This is a genomic window from Cupriavidus sp. 30B13 (assembly GCF_049059565.2).
Taxonomy (GTDB): Bacteria; Pseudomonadota; Gammaproteobacteria; order Burkholderiales; family Burkholderiaceae; genus Cupriavidus.
Genome location: NZ_CP188223.1, coordinates 4,151,059 through 4,170,062 on the forward strand (window position 1 = coordinate 4,151,059; position 19,004 = coordinate 4,170,062).

Annotated in this window: 13 protein-coding genes; 4 read left to right on the plus strand and 9 right to left on the minus strand. The window is 72.9% G+C overall.

The genetic code is table 11. From position 1 onward, the window contains the following. Positions 1-15: 15 nt before the first annotated feature. Together cueR and ACKI2N_RS19165 are read right to left on the minus strand one after the other, a co-directional pair. A complete protein-coding gene (gene cueR / locus ACKI2N_RS19160; RefSeq protein ID WP_420996955.1) occupies positions 16-504 on the minus strand; it encodes a Cu(I)-responsive transcriptional regulator in 489 nt (162 codons plus the stop codon). Beyond that, the gene (locus ACKI2N_RS19165) at positions 501-2,960 is read right to left on the minus strand and encodes a heavy metal translocating P-type ATPase (RefSeq protein WP_420996956.1); all 2,460 of its coding nucleotides are present in this window, start codon (positions 2,958-2,960) and stop codon (positions 501-503) included. The genes cueR and ACKI2N_RS19165 overlap by 4 nt, the downstream gene beginning before the upstream one ends. Positions 2,961-3,233: 273 nt before the next feature. On the opposite strand from ACKI2N_RS19165, the gene ACKI2N_RS19170 reads away from it, so the two are divergent. Continuing rightward, positions 3,234-3,428 (plus strand): heavy-metal-associated domain-containing protein, encoded by a 195-nt coding sequence (locus ACKI2N_RS19170; RefSeq protein WP_420996958.1) that lies wholly within the window; start codon positions 3,234-3,236, stop codon positions 3,426-3,428. A gap of 117 nt (positions 3,429-3,545) precedes the next feature. Here ACKI2N_RS19170 and ACKI2N_RS19175 read toward each other — a convergent pair whose 3' ends face one another. The 7 genes from ACKI2N_RS19175 to ACKI2N_RS19205 all read right to left on the minus strand — a co-directional run bounded on the left by ACKI2N_RS19175 (position 3,546) and on the right by ACKI2N_RS19205 (position 16,491). Next, the gene (locus tag ACKI2N_RS19175; RefSeq protein WP_420996959.1) at positions 3,546-4,274 is read right to left on the minus strand and encodes an OmpW/AlkL family protein; all 729 of its coding nucleotides are present in this window, start codon (positions 4,272-4,274) and stop codon (positions 3,546-3,548) included. Between the two features lie 319 nt (positions 4,275-4,593). Further along, positions 4,594-5,565 (minus strand): delta(1)-pyrroline-2-carboxylate reductase family protein, encoded by a 972-nt coding sequence (locus ACKI2N_RS19180; protein ID WP_420996960.1) that lies wholly within the window; start codon positions 5,563-5,565, stop codon positions 4,594-4,596. A 70-nt stretch (positions 5,566-5,635) separates the two neighbouring features. Continuing rightward, a complete protein-coding gene (locus ACKI2N_RS19185; protein ID WP_420996961.1) occupies positions 5,636-6,640 on the minus strand; it encodes an aldo/keto reductase in 1,005 nt (334 codons plus the stop codon). A 157-nt stretch (positions 6,641-6,797) separates the two neighbouring features. Next, entirely contained in the window at positions 6,798-9,044 is a 2,247-nt protein-coding gene (gene pbpC / locus ACKI2N_RS19190) for a penicillin-binding protein 1C (protein ID WP_420996962.1), read from the minus strand. Next, entirely contained in the window at positions 9,041-9,742 is a 702-nt protein-coding gene (locus ACKI2N_RS19195) for a lysoplasmalogenase (protein ID WP_420996963.1), read from the minus strand. Before ACKI2N_RS19195 ends, pbpC begins: the two co-directional genes overlap by 4 nt. Beyond that, positions 9,739-15,861, minus strand: a complete 6,123-nt coding sequence (locus ACKI2N_RS19200) for an alpha-2-macroglobulin family protein (protein WP_420996964.1) — start codon at positions 15,859-15,861, stop codon at positions 9,739-9,741. Before ACKI2N_RS19200 ends, ACKI2N_RS19195 begins: the two co-directional genes overlap by 4 nt. Positions 15,862-16,017: 156 nt before the next feature. Then, positions 16,018-16,491: an Lrp/AsnC family transcriptional regulator gene (locus ACKI2N_RS19205; RefSeq protein ID WP_420996965.1), complete on the minus strand. Its 474-nt coding sequence runs from the start codon at positions 16,489-16,491 to the stop codon at positions 16,018-16,020. 236 nt (positions 16,492-16,727) lie between these two features. Between ACKI2N_RS19205 and phhA the strand changes: the two genes are divergently transcribed. The 3 genes from phhA (at position 16,728) to ACKI2N_RS19220 (ending at position 19,000) form a co-directional block, all read left to right on the plus strand. Continuing rightward, a complete protein-coding gene (gene phhA, locus ACKI2N_RS19210; RefSeq protein ID WP_420996966.1) occupies positions 16,728-17,684 on the plus strand; it encodes a phenylalanine 4-monooxygenase in 957 nt (318 codons plus the stop codon). 129 nt (positions 17,685-17,813) lie between these two features. Beyond that, the gene (locus tag ACKI2N_RS19215) at positions 17,814-18,131 is read left to right on the plus strand and encodes a 4a-hydroxytetrahydrobiopterin dehydratase (RefSeq protein WP_420996967.1); all 318 of its coding nucleotides are present in this window, start codon (positions 17,814-17,816) and stop codon (positions 18,129-18,131) included. A gap of 164 nt (positions 18,132-18,295) precedes the next feature. Then, the gene (locus tag ACKI2N_RS19220) at positions 18,296-19,000 is read left to right on the plus strand and encodes a response regulator transcription factor (RefSeq protein ID WP_020200491.1); all 705 of its coding nucleotides are present in this window, start codon (positions 18,296-18,298) and stop codon (positions 18,998-19,000) included. The last annotated feature ends 4 nt before the right edge of the window (positions 19,001-19,004 follow it).

Consider the following 19,004-nt stretch of genomic DNA (forward strand, 5'->3'; position numbering starts at 1 on the left):
GGCGTGGCCGCGGCGCTACGCCGCCATGCCGCCCCCGCCGTGCCGGTGGCAGGCCGGCGGCGCCGTGCCGGCGCCATCGCCTCCATCGCCTCCATCGCCAACATCGCTGCCGTCGCCAAGCCGCGCCATGTCGGCGAGGATCGGGCAATCCGGCCGGTGGTCGCCGCTGCAGGCCTCGGCCAGCTGGCGCAAGGTGTCGCGCATGGCGGCCAGCTCGGCGATGCGCTGCTCCAGATCCGCCACGTGCCGCAGCGTCAGCGCCTTGACGTCGGCGCTGGCGCGGGCCCGGTCGTGCCACAGCGACAGCAGGCCGCGGATCTCGTCCAGCGAGAACCCGAGATTACGGGCACGCCGCACGAAGCGCAAGGTGTGCACCGCGCGTTCGTCGTAGCGCCGGTAGCCGCCCTCGCTGCGCGGCGGCGCCGCCACCAGGCCGATCGATTCGTAGTGCCGGATCATCTTGGCGGACACGCCCGAGGCCTGTGCCGCTTCGCCGATATTCATGCTTGCTCTCCCGCCGGCTTCCAGCGCCGCAGCAGCAGCGCGTTGCCGACCACGCTCACGCTGGAAAACGCCATGGCCGCGCCCGCCACCACCGGGTTGAGCAGGCCGGCCGCCGCCAGCGGGATGCCGATCACATTGTAGAAGAAGGCCCAGAACAGGTTCTCGCGGATCTTGCGCACGGTGCGGTGCGAGATCCCCAGCGCGTCGGCCACCAGCGCCGGGTCGCCGCGCATCAGCGTGATGCCGGCGGCATGCATGGCCACGTCGGTGCCGGTCGACATGGCGATGCCCACGTCGGCCGCGGCCAGCGCCGGCGCGTCGTTGATGCCGTCGCCCACCATCGCCACCACCGCGCCGCCGGCCTTGAGCGCCAGCACGCGCTCGGCCTTGTCGGCGGGCAGCACCTCGGCCTGCACTTCGTCCAGCCCGAGCGCCTCGGCCACGCGCGCGGCGGCGCCGCGGTTGTCGCCGGACAGCATCACGGTGCGCACGCCGGCCGCGCGCAGCCGTTCGACGGCGCGCCGCGCGCCGGGCTTGATGGCGTCGCCGAAGGCCACCAGCCCCAGCACGCGCGGTGCCTCCGGCGCGCTGGCGTCGATCAGCCAGGACACCGTGCGCCCCGCTTCCTGCAGCGCCTGCGCGCGCGCCTGCAGCGTTCCCGCCGCCGCGCCCAGCGTGGCGCGCAGGCGCTCGCTGCCAAGCTGCAGCGCCATGCCCTCGACCGTGCCGGCCAGGCCCACGCCCGGCAGCGCGCGCACGTCGCTGGCCACCGGCGCGGCCACCGCGCGCTCGCGTGCCGCGGCCAGCACCGCATGCGCCAGCGGATGCTCGCTGCCGGCCTGCAGCGCGGCCAGCAGCGCCAGCACGCGCAGCTCCTCGCCTTCGCCCATGCCCTGCGGCACCGCCAGCGCCACCACTTCCGGCTTGCCGACCGTGAGCGTGCCGGTCTTGTCGAACGCCACCACGTTGACCCGGTGCGCCACTTCCAGCGCCTCGGCGTCCTTGATGAGGATGCCGGCGCGCGCGCCGGCGCCGGTGCCGGCCATGATGGCGGTCGGCGTGGCCAGGCCCAGCGCGCACGGGCAGGCGATCACCAGCACCGCCACCGCGTTGAGCAGCGCCGCTTCCCAGTTGCCGCCGAACACGCCCCAGCCCAGCAGCGTGAGCAGCGCGATGCCCAGCACCACCGGCACGAACACCGCGCTGACGCTGTCCACCATGCGCTGGATCGGCGCCTTGGCCGCCTGCGCGTGCTCCACCATGCGGATGATGCGCGCCAGCACCGTCTCGGCCCCCACCGCCACGGTGCGCGCCACCAGCCGGCCTTCATAGTTGATGGCGCCGCCGGTCAGGCGGTCGCCGGGCGCCTTGGGCACCGGCAGGCTCTCGCCGGTCAGCATCGACTCGTCGGCATGGCTGGTGCCCTCGATGACCTCGGCGTCCACCGGCACGCGCGCGCCCGGCAGCACCACGATCTCGTCGCCCACCTGCACCGAGGCCAGCGGCACCGTGGCCTGCGCGCCGGCGCGGCGCACGATGGCGCTGTCCGGGCGCAGCGCCGCCAGCGCGCGGATCGCGTCGGCGGTCTGGCGCTTGGCGCGCGTTTCCATCCACTTGCCCAGGCGCACCAGCGTGATCACCACCGCCGCGCTTTCGAAATACAGGTGCGGCATGCCGTCCGCCCCGCGCCACATCAGCCACAGCGACAAGCCATAGGCTGCCGAGGTGCCGAGCGCGACCAGCAGGTCCATGTTGCCGGCGCCCGCGCGCGCCGCCTTCCAGCCCGCCTTGTAGAAACGCCAGCCGAACACGAACTGCACCGGCGTGGCCAGCAGCCACTGCACCCAGGCCGGCAGCATCCAGTGCACGCCGAACCACCCGGCCACCATCGGCGCCACCAGCGGCAGCGACAGCGCCGCCGAGATCGCCACCGGCCACGGCCCGGACCAGAAGCCCTCGCGTGGCGCGGCGCCGGCCGGCTGCGCCTCGCTTACCGGCACGGCGCCGTAACCGGCGCGTGCCACCGCCGCGGCCAGCGCGGCGGCGTCCGCCGCGCCGCGCAGCACGGTCACCGCGGCGCGCTCGGTCGCCAGGTTGACCTGCGCGTCGGCCACGCCCGGCACCGCCTTGAGCGCGCGCTCCACGCGCGCCACGCAGGACGCGCAGGTCATGTCGCTGATCGACAGTTCGACGGCCTGGTACGGCACCTCGTAGCCGGCCGCCTTCACCGCCGCGGCCGCGGCCGGCAGCACGGCGGCGCTGTCGGCCTGCAGCGTGGCCTCTTCGGTGGCAAGATTCACGGCGACCTTGCGCACGCCGGGCACCTTGGCCAGCGCGTTCTCGACACGCCGCACGCACGAGGCGCAGGTCATGCCGCCGATGGGCAGGCGCCATTCGGCATCCGGCGCGCCTGCTGGCGCGCCGGACAAGGGAAGAGTCTGGGATGAAGCGGACATGGCGTGGATGGGGAGAGATGCCACAGGGGCGACAAGCACATCATGGACCTTACCATGTTGGGAAGGTCAAGGACGGAAGCGAAGCCGCCCACGCATCACTTGCCGGTCACGCCCTCCCGCCAACAAAGCCCTTGCGCTTCCCACGGTGGGAAGGTGCACACTCCAGTCCGGATCGCAATCCGGCCGGCGCGCAGCGGTGGGTACGCCGCGGCGATTGCGCCTTTATTTGTTTTCGCTTTTCCGTTGTTTTTCCGTTTTGACAGGAGAACCCAGATGATCCAGTTCCAGGTTGAAGGCATGTCGTGCGGCCACTGCGTGGGCGCCATCACCCGCGCCGTGCAGGCCGTCGATCCGGCCGCCAAGGTGTCGGCGGACATCCCCGCGCAGGCGGTGACCGTGGAGGCCGCGGCCAGCAAGGAAGCGCTGCGCGCGGCCATCGAAGACGCCGGCTATCCGGTCAAGAACTGAGGCGCGCGGACGGCTCGCACAGGCGCCTCGCGGCTCGCTTCTCCCCGCCACGAAAGCAAGAAGGGCTTCCGTTTCCGGAAGCCCTTTCTTTCTCTTTTGCCTGGGGCGAAAGACCGCTCAGAACCGGTAGCCCACGCTCAGGAAGGTCACCACCGGGTCGATCTTGATCTTGGTATGCGACTGGATGGTCTGGTTGGCGCCCGCGCCGGCGTTCTGCGCCGTGAAGCTGGCGGTGGTCGACAGCGGCAGGTAGGAAACCGAGACGCCGACGAACCAGTTGTCGGTCACGGCGTAGTTGGCGCCGACGTTGAACACCGGGTTCCACGAGCTCTTGGCGCTGGCCGACATGGTCGCGCCCGGGCCGAACTCCGACTTCACGAAGGTCTGGTTGGTGATGGTCTCGTCGGTAAACCACGTGTAGTTCACGCCGATGCCGACATACGGGCGGAACCTGGCCTTGGCTTCCAGGAAGTGATACTTCAGCAGCACCGCGGGGCTCCACTGCTTCACGTTGCCCAGCATGCCGTACTTGGCGAAGGTGCCCTCGCCCGTCACGTCGTGCTTGGGCGGGACGCCGACCACGAACTCGACGCCGATGTTGTCGGTGACATAGTGCTCCAGCGAGATCCCCAGCGTATCCGCCGACTTGATCTTCGCGCCCGTGCCGGCCTTGGCCATGCCGACCGGGAAACCGTTGATGCTGTCCACGGTGAGCGGGTCCGCCGAGCTGTTCGGCATCAGCCGGAACCAGCCGAGGCTGACGACGTTGCTACCTGCGCTCTGTGCTTGCGCGGCCCCTGCAATCAGCATGGCAACGCTGGCCACCAGAATCTTCTTATGGGTCATGCCTACTCCTTGTTGTTTCTCTGCCTCGAGGTGAGGGATGCATTATCCCGTCTGCGATCTGCCGTCTGTTTCAAACGTGCAACGCTTTCATAGAGTGAGGCCCCTAAAGAGCGGGTTAACCACTAAAAAATGGGGGAAATAGCGGGAAAAGCGTGCGAAAACTGTACCGAATTTGCGACGCCTGCCCGCCGCAAAACCTACTCTGCGGTATAGACCTACTGGGGGTAAGGGAATTCGGACCAGGCGCGGCGGCGGCGGCCGCTTGCCGGCGCGCCTTCAACGCGCCTTCAACGCGCCTTCAACACACCTTCCATGCGCCTCAGGCGGCACCCGGCGCGCCCGCGGCGCTGGCCAGCACGCAGGCCGCCAGGTCCCACAGCGCATAACCCACGCTCTTGAACACCAGCGGACTGCCGCCGCGCGCGCGCAGCGCGCCGGCGGCGAGGATGGCCTGCTCGAACGGCTGCACGGTGGCCCAGTCGATGCCGGCCTGCAGCAGGTCGCCGGCCTCTTCCTCGATGCCGAACAGCGTGTCGGCGAGCAGCCGCCCGCTGGCCGACGCGGCCTGGCACAGCGCCGGCGGCAGTTCGCACATCTCGGGACGGAAGGCGCCCACCGCGGCGACGAAATGGTCGTCGCGCCACAAGCCGCTATCGAGGTCCGGCAGCACCGGCGCCAGGCTGGAGGTCACGGTGACCACCATCGACACCCGCGGCAGCACGGCGCGCACGTCATCCACGGCCTGCGCCTCGGTGCCCAGCGCGCGCGCGTGCGCGGCCAGCGCCCCGGCCTTGGCGGACGTGCGCGAATGCAGCCACACGCGGCGCGGCGCCAGGCCGGCGATAAAGGCTTCGAGGTGGGTCAGCGCCTGCACGCCGGCGCCGACGATGAGCAGCTCGCCGTCGGCGCGCGGCGCGAACTGCTGCGCGGCCAGCAGCGATACCGCCGCGGTGCGCCGCCCGGTCACGGTGGGCCCGTCCAGCAGCGCCAGCCGCCGGCCGGTGTGCGCGTCGGCGACCACCACTTCGCCGAGGATGTTGGGCAGGCCGCGCCGCGGGTTGTCCGGGTGCACGGTGATGTTCTTGGTCATCACCAGCTCGCGGTTGCGCGCCGGCATCACCAGCAGCGTGCCCGCGCCGCCCTCGGCGTCGCCCACCGGCAGGGCGATGCGCGGCGGCGCCATGGCGGTGCCGGCGCGCAGTTCGGCCAGCATGTCGGCGATGGCGCGCGCCAGTTCCGGATACGGCAGGCGGGCGGCGGTCTGGTCGGCGTCGAGCAGGGCGAGGGACACGGCGGGTGGCTCCGGAAGCGGTTTGCGATGCCGGATTATCCGCGATCCCCGCCCTGCCCCGCTCGCTCGTTCAGCGCGCCAGCAACGGCATGACCTGCTCCGGATAGCGCGTGCCCGCCGCCGCGTCCGGCGGGAACACGGCATCGATGGCCGCCAGCTCCGCCGCGTCCAGCTTCACGTCGAGCGCGCCGAGGTTGTCGTCGAGGTTGGCCACGCGCCGCGTGCCGGGGATCGGCACCATGTCCTCGCCGCGCGCCAGCACCCAGGCCAGCGCGAGCTGCGCCGGCGTGCAGCCCTTGCCGTGCGCGATCTCCCTGACCTTGTCGGCCAGCGCCAGGTTGCGCGCGAAGTTCTCGCCGACGAAGCGCGGGCTGGTGCGGCGGTAGTCGTCCGCGGCGAAATCGTCCGGGCTGCGGATCGCGCCGGTGAGAAAGCCGCGGCCGAGCGGACTGTACGGCACGAAGGCCACGCCGAGCCGCCGGCAGGTGGCCAGGATGCCGTGCTCGCCGCCCGCCTCCACGTCGCGCGTCCACAGCGAATACTCGCTCTGCAGCGCGGCGACCGGATGCACCGCGTGCGCGCGCTCGAGCGTGCCCGCGCCGGCTTCCGACAGGCCCAGCCAGCGCACCTTGCCAGCGCGCACCAGCTCCGCCATCGCGCCCACGGTTTCCTCGATCGGCACCTGCGGGTCCACGCGGTGCTGGTAGTACAGGTCGATGTGGTCCAGGCCGAGCCGCCGCAGGCTGGCGTCGCAGGCGGCGCGCACGTACTCGGGGCGGCCGTCGACGCCGCGCGCCACCGGGTTGGCCGCATCGCGCACGATGCCGAACTTGGTGGCCAGCACCACGCCGTCGCGGCGGTCCGCGATGGCGCGGCCGACCAGGCGCTCGTTGGTGTGCGGGCCGTAGATGTCGGCGGTGTCGATCAGGTTGACCCCGCGCGCCAGCGCATGGTGGATGGTGCGGATGGATTCGGCGTCGTCGTGCGCGCCGTAGAACTCGCTCATGCCCATGCAGCCGAGGCCGAGCGGAAAGACTTCCGGGCCGTGGCGGCCCAGCTTGCGTAATGCGGTCATGCCGACTCCTGGAAAGACGTTGGCTGAAACACCGGCGGCGGCAACGGGCGGCTCGCCCGCCGGCGCATTGCGCGCGGCCCTCGCGGCATCCGGCGCGCGCAACCCTGGCAGCATAGGCCGGATCGGCGGCGCGCGCAGGTGTGCCGCGATGTGCGCCTCAGCCGCGCGGCGCGCCCTTCGCCACCGCGCCGCGCACCTCGATGCCGATGCGGTCCACCACCTTGCCGCTGGCGTCGACCAGCTCCACCTGGTGGCGCCCCGGCCACGGAAACCACGCCAGCTGCGCGCCGCGCCCGAGCGGCTTGCCGTCGATGCGCCAGCGCACGCGCCGCGCCGCCTGGCCGCCCACGCCCTCGGCATGGAACCAGACCCGCTGCGCCGCCGGCGGGATGTCGGGGTCGAGCGCGAACACGGTGCCGTCGGCCGGGCTGCCGATGGCGGGCACGCCATCCTGCGCCGCCGTGCGCGCCGGCGCCGCGCCGGCCACGTCGACCACGCGCATGGCCGTGCCGGCGAGGAACACCTCCTCGCGGGCCGGCTCCAGGTCGCCGGCAAAACGCAGCGCCACGCGCTCCACGCCGGGCGGCATGGCGGGCGCCGCGCTCGGCACCGTGCCGTGCAGCGCTTCCATGACGTCGTGCCACACGGGCGCCGCGCCCGACACGCCGGACACCTCGTGCATGCTCGCGCCGCTGGCGTTGCCCACCCACACCCCCACCGTGTAGCGCTGCGACCAGCCGATGCACCAGTTGTCGCGCATGTCCTTCGAGGTGCCGGTCTTCACCGCGGTCCAGAAGCGCGTGGTGAGCGGGCTGTCCAGGCCGAAGGTGCGCGCCCGCGCATGGCGGTCGGAGAGCACGTCGGCGATCAGGTAGCTGGCCGCCGGCGCCATCACCGCGCGCGCCGGCGCCGCGGCGGCGTCCGCGCGCATGCGCACCGGCGCATAGCTGCCGCCGTTGGCGAACGCGCGATACGCATTGGCCAGCGCCAGCAGCGGCACGTCGGCGCTGCCCAGCGCCAGGCTGTAACCGTAGTAGTCGCCGGCCTGCGGCAGCGGCAGCCCGAGCGCGGTCAGGCGCCGGTGGAAACGGTGCGGCGTCACCATCACCAGCGTGCGCACCGCCGGCACGTTGAGCGACGACGCCAGCGCCGCGCGCATGCTGACCCAGCCGGCATAGCGGTGGTCGTAGTTCTGCGGCACGTACAGGCCGCCCGCGCCGCCGGTGGGCAGGTTGACGGGACGGTCGTCGAGCAGCGAGGCCGGCGTCAGGCGCCGCGCTTCCAGCGCCTGTTCGTAGAGGAAGGGCTTGAGCGTGGAGCCAGCCTGGCGCGGCGCCGCGGCGTGGTCCACCTGCGCGGCGCCGGACAGCGCGCCGGACGAGCCCACGTAGGCCAGCACGTCGCCGCTGGCGTTGTCGAGCACCACCACCGCGCCGTCTTCCACGTTGCGCCCGGCCAGCTCGCGCAGGTGCCGCCCGAGGCTGTCGGCGGCAACGCGCTGCAGGCCGGCGTCGAGCGTGGAGGTGATCGATGCCGGCATCGCGGCCGCCGCATTGGCCGCATTGGCCGTGCGCAGCCGGGCGCGGGCCTGCGCCACCAGCAAGCGTGCCAGGTGCGGCGCCAGGTCCGGCCCGGGCGCCGTGGCTTGCGCGCCCCCGGCCACTCCCGCGCCCGCGCCACCGCGCAGCAAGGTCAGCTGCGCGAAGCCGTCGAGCCCTTCGCACGATTTCGGCAGGCCCTGCTCGCGCAGGATGCCGCAGGCACGCTGCGCGACCTGCGGCGCGCGCGCGTTGGGCGCGCGCACCAGCGCCACCGCCAGGGCCGCCTCGCGCGCGTCGAGCCCGCCCGGGTACTTGCCGAACAGCGCCTGCGACAACGCGGACAAGCCCACCAGTTCGCCGCGCAACGGCACCAGGTTGAGATAGGCCTCGAGGATCTGGTCCTTGCTCCAGCCGCGTTCGAGCGCGGCGGCGCGCACCGCCTGCGTCATCTTCTGGCCCACGCTGCGCCCGCCGCCGGCGCGGCGCAGGTCGTCGTCGAGCAGGCCGGCGAGCTGCATGGTCAGCGTGGAGGCGCCGCGCGTGCGCGTGTTCCACAGGTTGGCCCAGGCCGCCGCCGCCACGCCTTGCCAGTCCACGCCGCTGTGCGCATAGAAGCGCCGGTCCTCCGACAGCACGATGGCGGTGCGCACCGCCGGCGAGATCTCCGCCAGCGTGACCCAGTCCCCGCGGCGCGCGCTGAAATCGTCGCGCACGCGCGACAGCGGCGCGCCGTGGCGGTCCAGCACGAGCACGTCGGCGCTGCGCCAGCCGGCGCGCACGCTGTCGAACGGCGGCAGCGCGTGCGCGCCGGCCATCGCCGCCATGCAGGCGGCGGCGAGCGCGGCGCGCAGCGCGCGGCTCATTCCCTGCGCCCCGCCACCACGCCCGCCACCAGCAGCACCTGCGCCGCGGCGTAGGTCCACCAGATGCCCAGCGCGAAGGTCTCGAACGGCACCAGGAAGCGCGCGCTGCCGATCAGCGCATCCGACAACGCGAAGCACAGCGCGCCGATGGCCGCCAGCGGCGTGGGCAGCCTGGCCACCAGCGCCGCGCAGGCCATCGCCGCGAGCGCGATCACGTAGACGGTGACCGGCCCCGCCAGCGCGCCCAGGTTGGGCCAGAAGCGCCCGAGCATGGCGCCCGCGGCGCCCATCACCAGCCCGCAGCCGACCAGCCGGTGCGGGCGCCAGTCGCCGGCCATCGGCACGAACAGGCCGAGGTAGGCCAGGTGCGCGAGCAGGAACGCGCCGAGCCCGCCGATGAACGAGGCCGACAACCACGGCATCGCCAGCAGGAAGTCGCCGATCGCCGAAAACAGCAGCGCCGCCATCAGCCAGCGCCGCTCGCGCGGCACCGGGTGGTAGCGCGCCGCGCGCGCCAGCATCAGCGCCATCGCCGTCTTCCATACCGGCTGGAAGGCGATCTGGCCGCCCAGCGGCGCGCCCGGCTGCGCGTCCATCGCCACCGTGACCAGCATGCCGCCGTACACCAGGCCGGCCAGCGTGCCGGCCAGCCACCATTCGCGCACGCGCGCGGGCATCATCATCGCAAGCCAGCTCAAGGGCGCGCTCCTACGGTCAGCCTTGCATTGGGTTGGGCGCCGAACACGTCCGGCGCGTACATCGCCTCCACGCGCGTGGGCGGCAGCGCGAACTCGCCGGCGTTGTTCAGGCGCACCGTGTATTCGACGGTGGCGCTGCCGCGCGGCAGGTAAGCGTAGTACTCGCGGTAGGCCTGCTGCGTGCGCTCGGTGAAGGCCGGCCACGCGCCCTTGCGCTGCTGGCCGCGCGTGGCGATGTCCGAATCGCGCGCCAGGCCGCTGCCCAGGATGGTGGCGCCGGCCGGTATCGGATCGCTCACCACCACCCAGGTCATGTCGGCCTGCGCGTCGACCTGCAGCGTCACGCGGTAGGTGTCGCCGCGCGACCACTTGCCGGCCACCGCCTGCTCCACCGGCGTCACGCTGCGCGCGATGCGGTAGCCCGCCGCCAGCGGCGCGGCCAGCGGCACCGCCGCCACCGCGCGCACCGTGGCCCACGGCCTGCCGGCGCCCTGCTGGTCGGCGCGCAGCGTGGCGGTGCCGCCCTGCGGCCACGGCAGGCTGACGCTGCCCGCCGCCACGCCGTCGCGGCTGGCGGCGCGCGCCCAGTCGAACGTGCGCGCGGCATCCGCCGCGCCCGGCACGCCCTCCAGCGCGACGCGCGTGGCGCCGGCCACCGGCGTCTTCTCGAAGGCCTGCGCGAAGCGCGCGACCGCCAGCGCGCCCCATGCATTGGCGGTGGTGGTGCCCCACGCGCCGCGCACTTGCCGGCCCAGCAGGCCGGTGGCAAGCTGCGCGGCCTCGTCCTTCCAGCCGGGCAGCTCGAGCGACAGCGTCAGCAGCCGCGCGGCGTTGAGATCCGCGCCGCTCATCAGCCACCACCAGTTGTCCTCGCGCTCGGTGGAAAACGCCAGGCGCGTGCCCTGCACCGTCAGGCGCGCGCGCAGGATCTGCTGCGCCTGCGCCAGGCGCTCCTCGCGCTGCGGGATATCGTGCACGCGGCTCAGCAGCGCGATCCAGTCGAGCAATGCGGAGGTCGGCCACTGCTGCGGCAGGATCTGGACCGAGCCGAGCATGCGCGCCTGCGCGTGCCCGCTGCGCGAGAGCGCCTCGAGCGCGGCCAGCTTGCGCACCTCCAGGTCCTGCGTGGGCGCCCAGCGCTCGCGCTTGATGCGGCCCTCGACGAAGGCCGCCAGGCCGCTCTCCATGCGCGCGCGCGTCTCGTCCGGCAGGCGCAGCGGCAGGCCCGCGCGCACCGCCTCGTCCGACAGCGCCAGCAGGTAGGCCGTGAGCACTTCGCTGCCGGCGGCGGCGTCGTTCTGCAGCGGGAAATACGCCGCCAGCCCGTCGTTGTCGAGATAGCCCGGCAACTGCGCCGCGAGCGTGCTCCATTGCGCGGCGTCGCCGAGCCCCACCGCGCGCGAGGCGCGCTGCTCCAGGCACGAGAACGGATAGTTGCGGAACCACTCGCGCACGCCGGGCATGCCGCCCGCCAGCGACGCCTGCAGGTCGACCTGCAAGCCGCCGCGCGGCTGGCCCGCGGCGTCGGCCAGCGCGCCCTGCGGCGCGCGCACCGGCACCGACAGCGCGGGCGCCAGTTGCGCCAGCGTGGCCTGCTGCACCGCGAGCGGCACCGCCGGCACCAGTTGCTGCGCGAGCCTGATGCGGTCGGCCGCGGCCGCGCCGCCCCGGGCCTGCTCGCTGGCCTCCACTTCCCACTGCACGGTGCCTTCCTGTGCCAGCGCGCCCGCCGGCAGCAGCGGCGCGCTCACGTCCCAGCCGATCTCGCGCGCGGCGCCGGCCGGGATCTCCACCGTCTGCGCCGGCAGCATCTGCGCGGCCGGTTGTGCGGCTGGCTGTGCGGCCGGCTGTGCGGGCGATGGCACGGCCGGTTGCGCGGATTGCAGAGGCCCGCTCATGCGCGCGGCCGCGCGCACCGTCATCGCCCGCTGCGTGGTATTGCGCAGCGTGAACATGGCGCGGTAGCGGTCTTGCTCGCGCACCAGCGGCGGCAGGCCGGAGATCAGCTGCAGGTCCTGGGTGGCGGCCACCGTGGCGCTGCCGCTGCCGAAGCGGCTCACGCCCAGGTCCGCCACGGCGACGATGCGAAAGCGCGTGAGCGAATCGTTGAGCGGCACCGTCAGCGTGGCGCGCCCGGCGCCGTCGAGCTGCACGCGCGGGTTCCACAGCAGCAGCGTGTCGAACAGCTCGCGCGTGGGGCTCTTGCCGCCGCCGCCGCCGGCCGGCACCGCCTTGCGGCCGTAGTGCCGGCGGCCGATGATCTCCATCTGCGCGGTGGCGGTCTCCACGCCATAGCTGCGCCGCCGCAGCATGGCGCCGAGCAGGTCCCAGCTGGGGTTGGGCATCAGCTCGAGCAAGGCCTCGTCCACGGCGGCCAGTGCCACTTCGCCGTTGGCCGCGGGCTTGCCGTCGGGCAGCGTCACCTGCACCGCCACCTGTGCCCGCCCGCGCACCGGATAGCTGGCCTTGTCGGGCGTCACCCTGACGTCGAGGCGGTAGCCTTCGTCGCCCACGCGGATCTCCGCCAGGCCGAGACGGAAGGCCGGCCTGGACAGGTCGACCAGCGCGCTCGGCGCGGCGTATTCGCGGCCCTCGCTGCGGAAGGCCTGCCACCATTCGAGCGGCTGGCGCCAGCCCCAGGTGAAGAACGAATACCACGGCACTTCGCGCAGCCGCCCGCGCAGCGCCAGCACCGAGACGTACACGTTCGGCCCCCATTCGGGCCTGACCTTCACGCGCACGGTCGGGTCGCGCCCGTCGAGCTCGACCACGCTGGACTCCAGCACGCCCTCGCGCTCCACCGACACCAGCGCGGTGGCATGGCGGAACGGCATGCGCACCTGGAACACCGCGGTCTCGCCCGGCGCGTAGGCCTTCTTCTCCGGCAGCAGGTCGATGCGGTCGTTGTTCTCGCCGCCGAACCACAGCTCGCCCTGGCGCGTCACCCATACCGTGGTGGCGGCCTGCGCCATGCGCCCGGCATTGTCGCGCGCCTGCGCCACCAGCTCGACTTCGCCGGCCTCAGGCAGCGTCACCTCGCATTGCATGCGGCCCTGCGCATCGGTGCGGGCCTCGCAGACGCTGCCGAGGTCGCGCGTCTGGCTGCTGTTGTCGTAGCGGTAGAAGCCGCCCACCACGCGCTTGCGCACCGAGGTGGTGGTGCGCAGCAGCGCGCGCACGGCGACCGGCGCGTTGGCCTGCGGGCGGCCCTGCGTGTCGAGCACGAGGCCGTTGACCTTGAGCTTCTGCCTGACCGACACCCAGTTCTCGGCGCGGATGCCGGCCACCACCGCGGCCGGCCACAGCGGCACGGTCTGGCGCAGCGTCTGGATCTCGCCGTTGGGATCGGCAAAGCCGGTCTCCACCACGAGATCCCCGGGCGCGTCCACGCGCGGCAGGTTCTTGAGCGTGAGCGCGCCGCTGCCGTTCTTGTCGAGCTTGAGCGGCAGCTTGTCGGCGACCAGCTTCTGGCCGTCGTCGCGCGCGGCGCCGCCGTCCTCGCTCTCGTCCTCGTCGCCGCGGGACGGCTCGCCGCCCTTGCGCTGCGGGCGCGGCGGCGCGAAGGCGTAGTCGCCGTAGTCGGCAAAGCCCACTGACTTGTCGCGCAGCAGCGCCGACACCTGCACCGGCAGGCCCGCCGCGCCGCCGCCCGACACGTAGTGCACTTCCAGGTTGAGCGGCACCTCGGCCGGCGCCACCAGCGCGCCGCCGCTGCCGGCCTTGAGCGTGCCGGCCAGCACCGGCAGGCGGAACGCCTCGACGCGGAAGCTGCCGCTGTCGTACACGCGCTCGCGCGCATCGCTGAACGACACCGTGTAGGCGCCGAGCTTCGCCGCCGCCGGCACCGCGAACGTGCTTTCGGCGCTGCGCCCGCCGGTGGCGGTGGCGCGCCACTGCACCGGCTGCTCGTAGGTCTGCCCGCTGCCCTCGTGGCGGATCACCATCCTGGCGGGCATGGCGCCGTCGCCGGACGGCAGCGCGAAACCGCCCGCGGTCTCGGCGCGGATCAGGTGCTTCATCGACACGGTCTCGCCGGCGCGCAGCAGCGTGCGGTCGAACACGGTGGCCACGCGCACGTCCGGCGTGGCGCTGGTGTCGGTGGGCACGTTGAAGCGCCAGCTTTCGATGCCCTGGTTCCAGCCGGACATGACGAAGGCCATGTCGGCCTGGCCGCGCGCCTGCGGGTGATCGGCGCCGATGCGCGCGGAGACGAAGTAGCCGGACAAGCCGGTGTCGCCGCATTCGCGCTCGCGCACGTCGTCCACCGCGCCGAAGCTGGCCAGCCCGGCGGCATCGGTGCGCGCCGAGGCCAGCAGGCGGGCGCCGCAGTCGCGCAGCGCCACGGCGGCGCCGGCGACCGGCTTGCCGTCGTCGAGCGTGGTGACCCAGGCCAGCGCGGTCATCTTGCCGGGGCCGCGCGCGAGCTTGAAATGCACGCCCAGGTTGGTCACCAGCGCGGCGGTGCGCACATACATCGGCGCCGGCCGGCCGAGCAGCGCCTCGCCCAGCAGCGGCGAGGCGATCTCCACCACGTGGAAGCCCGCCTCGGGCAGCGGGATGCCCACCACCTCGAACGGCCGCGGCGCCTTGCCGCCCGGCTCCGACAGCTGCGGGATGGCGAGCTTGCGCGCGCCGGGCACGCCCTCGAGCAGCGAGACCGAACGCGTCTCGATGGCCGGCGCATTGCGCGGGTTGACGACGTCGCCGGGCGCGCGCCCGGCCAGGATGGCGTCGAGCTCGCCGCGGGTCCAGCTGCTCTCGTGCAGGCGGCGCACCAGCGCGTACCAGCGCAGCACCGCGCCGTCGTCGTCCACCTTGAGCCGGCGCACGGTGCCGGCCTGGGCGCGCACGCCGAGCGCGGGCAGGTCGGCCTCCACGTTGCGCAGCGTGACCGGCAGCAGCGCGGGATAGTCGGCGGGCGCGCGGCCCTTGGGCAGTTCGCCGAAGCGCTCCAGCACGCCGAACGGCGCGGCCGGGAACTTCGCCAGCGGCGGCATGGCCGCGGTGGCGAACTTGAGCGGGAACAGGTCCGCGTTGGCGAGCGCGCGGCCGCTGTCGTCCTTCAGGCCCGCCGGCACCGACAGCGTGAATTCGGTCTTCTCGGCAAACGGCGGCGCGAAGGCGACGCTGCTGACCGGCGCGTCGCGCGCGGCGCCGGGCTCGAACTGCGGCGCGCGCGGCCCCTTGGGCGTGCCCAGCAGGATGTGCTCGGCATCCTTGCGCGAGATCGGCGCCGAGAACGACAGCGAGACCGGCCGCAGCGGCGTGCACGGCGACTGCGCGCGCTCGCGCTCGCAGGAAAAGCTGGCGGTGAAGGGCTCGCGCACGGTGTAGTCGAAGCGGCGTTCTTCGCGCGCGGCCACGCCGGACGGCGTGGCGATGCCGCTGCCCAGCACCAGCTGCATGCGCGCGCCGGCGGGCAGGCGCTGCTGGCAGGCCAGCAGGTGCACGGTATCGGCCTGGTCCGCCTTGAGCTTCCAGCGCAGCGCGGCCAGCACGGCCTCGCGCTCCTGGCCGCCGAGCAGCCGCACCGGAATGCGCTCGCCCAGGCCCTGCGCCTGGCACCACGCGGCGGTGCGCACGGAATCGGGCGTGGCGGCGCCGTTGAAGCGCAGCGCGAAGACCTGGTCCTCCTCGATCTCGCCGCCGGCCGGGCGCGCCGACACCACGGTGGGGCCGCCGGTCTCGAAACGGTATTCCGGCTTGCCGGCATACGCCTTGCCGGCCTCGCTCCTGAGGCCGGCCGCCATGCGCACCGCGCATTTGACGCCGGGCGGCAGGTCGCGCGTGAAATCGAACACCCAGTTCCTGGCATCGACCCAGCGCGCCTGCCCTTCGACGGCGGCGCCGCTGCACGACACCGCGGCGGGCGGCCCGGCCTGCGCGTCGCCGAGCGGCACCATGGCTTCGTCGAAGCGGATCGCCACCTGCCGCGCGCGCGCGACCTCGCCCTCGGGCGAGAAACGGACCACCTGCGCGGCGTCAGCCACGCCGGGCAGCGCCGCCGCCAGCGCGGCGACCGAGGCCGCGCCCGCCAATGCCATCCGCAGGCCGGCCGCGACAGCCTGCCGGCGCCCGTGCTTCGCGCGCTTGCCAATCCGAGCGACGATCTGCGTCATCCTGTCCCCTTCCGTTTGCGGCACCGGGCGAGGGTGACATGCGCCGATGGCAAGTGCAAGTGCGCGCACGCCGGTAAGGCATCGGTACGGTCTCGGCGCGGCATTGGCGCGGCATTGACGCGGCATCGGCGCGACACGCCGCGCCGCATCCGCGCGCTAGCGCAGGTGCGACAGCGGCAGCGGCCCGTCGCGCTTGAGCGCGGTCAGCACGATGTTGGAGCGCACGCTTTCCACGCCGGGCACGCGCATCAGCTTCTTCATGGTGAACTCGGCCAGCGTGGGCAGGTCGGGCACCACGATGCGCAGCAGGTAGTCGGCCTCGCCCGCCACCGAGTAGCACTCCTGCACTTCCTCGAGCAGCAGGATGTCCTCGCGGAAGCGCTCGACGATGGTGTCGCCGTGGTGGGCCAGCTTGACGCTGGTGAAGACCAGCACGCCGAGCCCGAGCAGCGGCGGCGACAGCACCACGCGGTAGCCGGTGATGACGCCGTCGGCTTCGAGCCGCGCGAGCCGCCGGCCGATCTGGCTGGGCGACAGGTGGATGCGCTCGGCCAGCTGCTGGTGGGTGGAGCGGCCGTCGGTCTGCAGCGCCGCCAGCAGCGCGAGATCGAATGGATCGAGATTGAGCATGTGGGTTCGCCTTCGGGAATCGCTTCCCGGTTCTCGTGCTGGTTGCGGTTCTTGTGATTCTCGTCGCGGGCGCCGCCGGCGGGCCGGGGCGGGCAAGTCATGTGCGCGCGTTTTCCGCAAACAATATCAAATTCCTGCGGGTTATGCGCATTGCGGAACCAAAACAGGCCGTTTTCGCGGGCCGCTTGCAGCGTCTCCTCGCTAAACTGTGCGGTAAATCTGCAGGAGATAAGCACATGGAAGCCACGGCTACCGCAGTCCGCCAGCCCGCCGATGCCGCGCCGGCATCGCAGCCCGCCTTTGCCGGCACGCTGACCGACAAGCTCAGGGAACAGTTCGACGCCGGCCTGCTGTCGGGCCAGGCGCTGCGCGACGACTTCACCATCGAGCAGCCGCTGGAGCGCTATACCGAGACCGACCACGCGGTGTGGCGCCAGCTCTACGAGCGCCAGTCCTCGATGCTGCGCGGGCGCGTCTGCGACGAGTTCCTCGCCGGCCTGTCCGCGCTCGGCATGGAGCGCGACCGCGTGCCCAGCTTCGCCCGGCTCAACGAGACGCTGATGCGCGCCACCGGCTGGCAGGTGGTGGCCGTGCCCGGGCTGGTGCCCGACGAAGTCTTCTTCGAGCACCTGGCCAACCGGCGCTTTCCGGCCAGCTGGTGGATGCGCAAGCCCGAGCAGCTCGACTACCTGCAGGAGCCCGACTGCTTCCACGACGTGTTCGGCCACGTGCCGCTGCTGATCAACCCGGTCTTCGCCAGCTACATGGAGGCCTACGGCAAGGGCGGGCTCAAGGCCGCCTCGCTGGGCGCGCTGGACATGCTGGCGCGGCTGTACTGGTACACGGTGGAGTTCGGCCTGATCCGCACGCCGGCCGGGCTGCGCATCTACGGCGCGGGCATCCTGTCGAGCCAGGGCGAATCGATCTACAGCCTGGACTCGGCCAGCCCCAACCGCATCGGCTTCGATGTGCGCCGCATCATGCGCACGCGCTACCGCATCGACACCTTCCAGAAGACCTACTTCGTGATCGACAGCTTCGAACAGCTGTTCGATGCCACGCGCCCGGATTTCGCGCCGCTCTACACGGCGCTGCGCGGGCAGCCCACGCTCGGCGCCGGCGACGTGGCGCCCGGCGACCTGGTGCTCGACCGCGGCAGCCGCGAAGGCTGGGCCGACAGCGACGACATCTGAGCACGCCGCGGCGCCTCCGCGCCGCCGCCATCTGCCGCGCCGGCCCCGGGGCGCTTTGTGAAACAATGCCGGCATGCCCCGTTGCCGGCCTGTTTCTAGCCGGTTTCCATCCACACCATCGAGCCCATCATGTCTCCTGCGCCCCTCGTGCCCCTTTCGCCGGAAGAACGCGCGCCGCTGCTGGCCGGCCTGCCCGGCTGGCAGACCGTCGAGGACCGCGACGCGATCCGCAAGCGCTTCACCTTCGCCGACTTCAACGCCGCCTTCGCCTTCATGACGCGCGTGGCGCTGGCCGCGGAAAAGGCCGACCACCATCCCGAGTGGTTCAACGTCTACAACCGCGTCGACATCACCCTGTCCACCCATGACGCCAACGGCCTGACCCGGCGCGACACCGACCTGGCCGGGTTCATCGAGCGCGCCGCGGCATCGCTGGCCAAGGCGTAGGCGCGGGCCGCCGGCACGCTGCGGCGCTGTAGGGAAACCGAAAGGTCCGGAAAGGCCGTGGCCTGTACAATTGGCGCCTGAGCGCCGGCCGCGGCGGTTGTGGTGACCGCGCCGGCTGCGTTCCCGTCCCTGACCCGCTTCTTTCCCGGATTTCCCCTGCTGCCATGCGTATCCTTCTGATCGAGGACGATCGCCAGATCGCCAGTGGCGTCGAAGCCGGCCTGTCGCAGGCCGGCCACCAGGTGCGCGTGGTGCACGATGGCGTCTACGCCACCGAGCACCTGCTGCGCGAGCAGCACGACCTGGTGATACTCGACCTGGGCCTGCCCGGCATCGACGGCATGACGCTGCTGGCGCGCTACCGCGCCCGCAACCGCACCACCCCCGTCATCATCCTCACCGCGCGCGACGAGCTCGAAGACAAGCTCTCCGGGCTGAACGCCGGCGCCGACGACTACCTGGTCAAGCCTTTCGCCCTGCCCGAGCTGGAGGCGCGCGTGCGCGTGCTGCTGCGCCGCAGCCAGCACGGCGAGGCCGCGCCCGAGCGCGACGTGCGCCTGGGCCGGCTGCGCCTGTCGGGCAACGACCGCCGCATGTTCATCGACGGCAAGCCGCTGGAGCTGTCGCCGCGCGAGTTCGCCGTGCTGGAGCTGCTGCTGCAGCGCCAGGGCCGCGTGGTCAGCAAGGCGCAGCTGCAGGACCATCTCGCCACCTTCGCGCATCCGGCCGGCGAAGGCGGCGACACCGTGGGCGACACCGCCATCGAAGTCTACGTGCACCGCGTGCGCAAGAAGCTCGAGGAAAGCGACGTCGAGATCGTCACCGTGCGCGGCTTCGGCTACCTGCTGCAGATCCGCGCCGGCGCCTGACGCC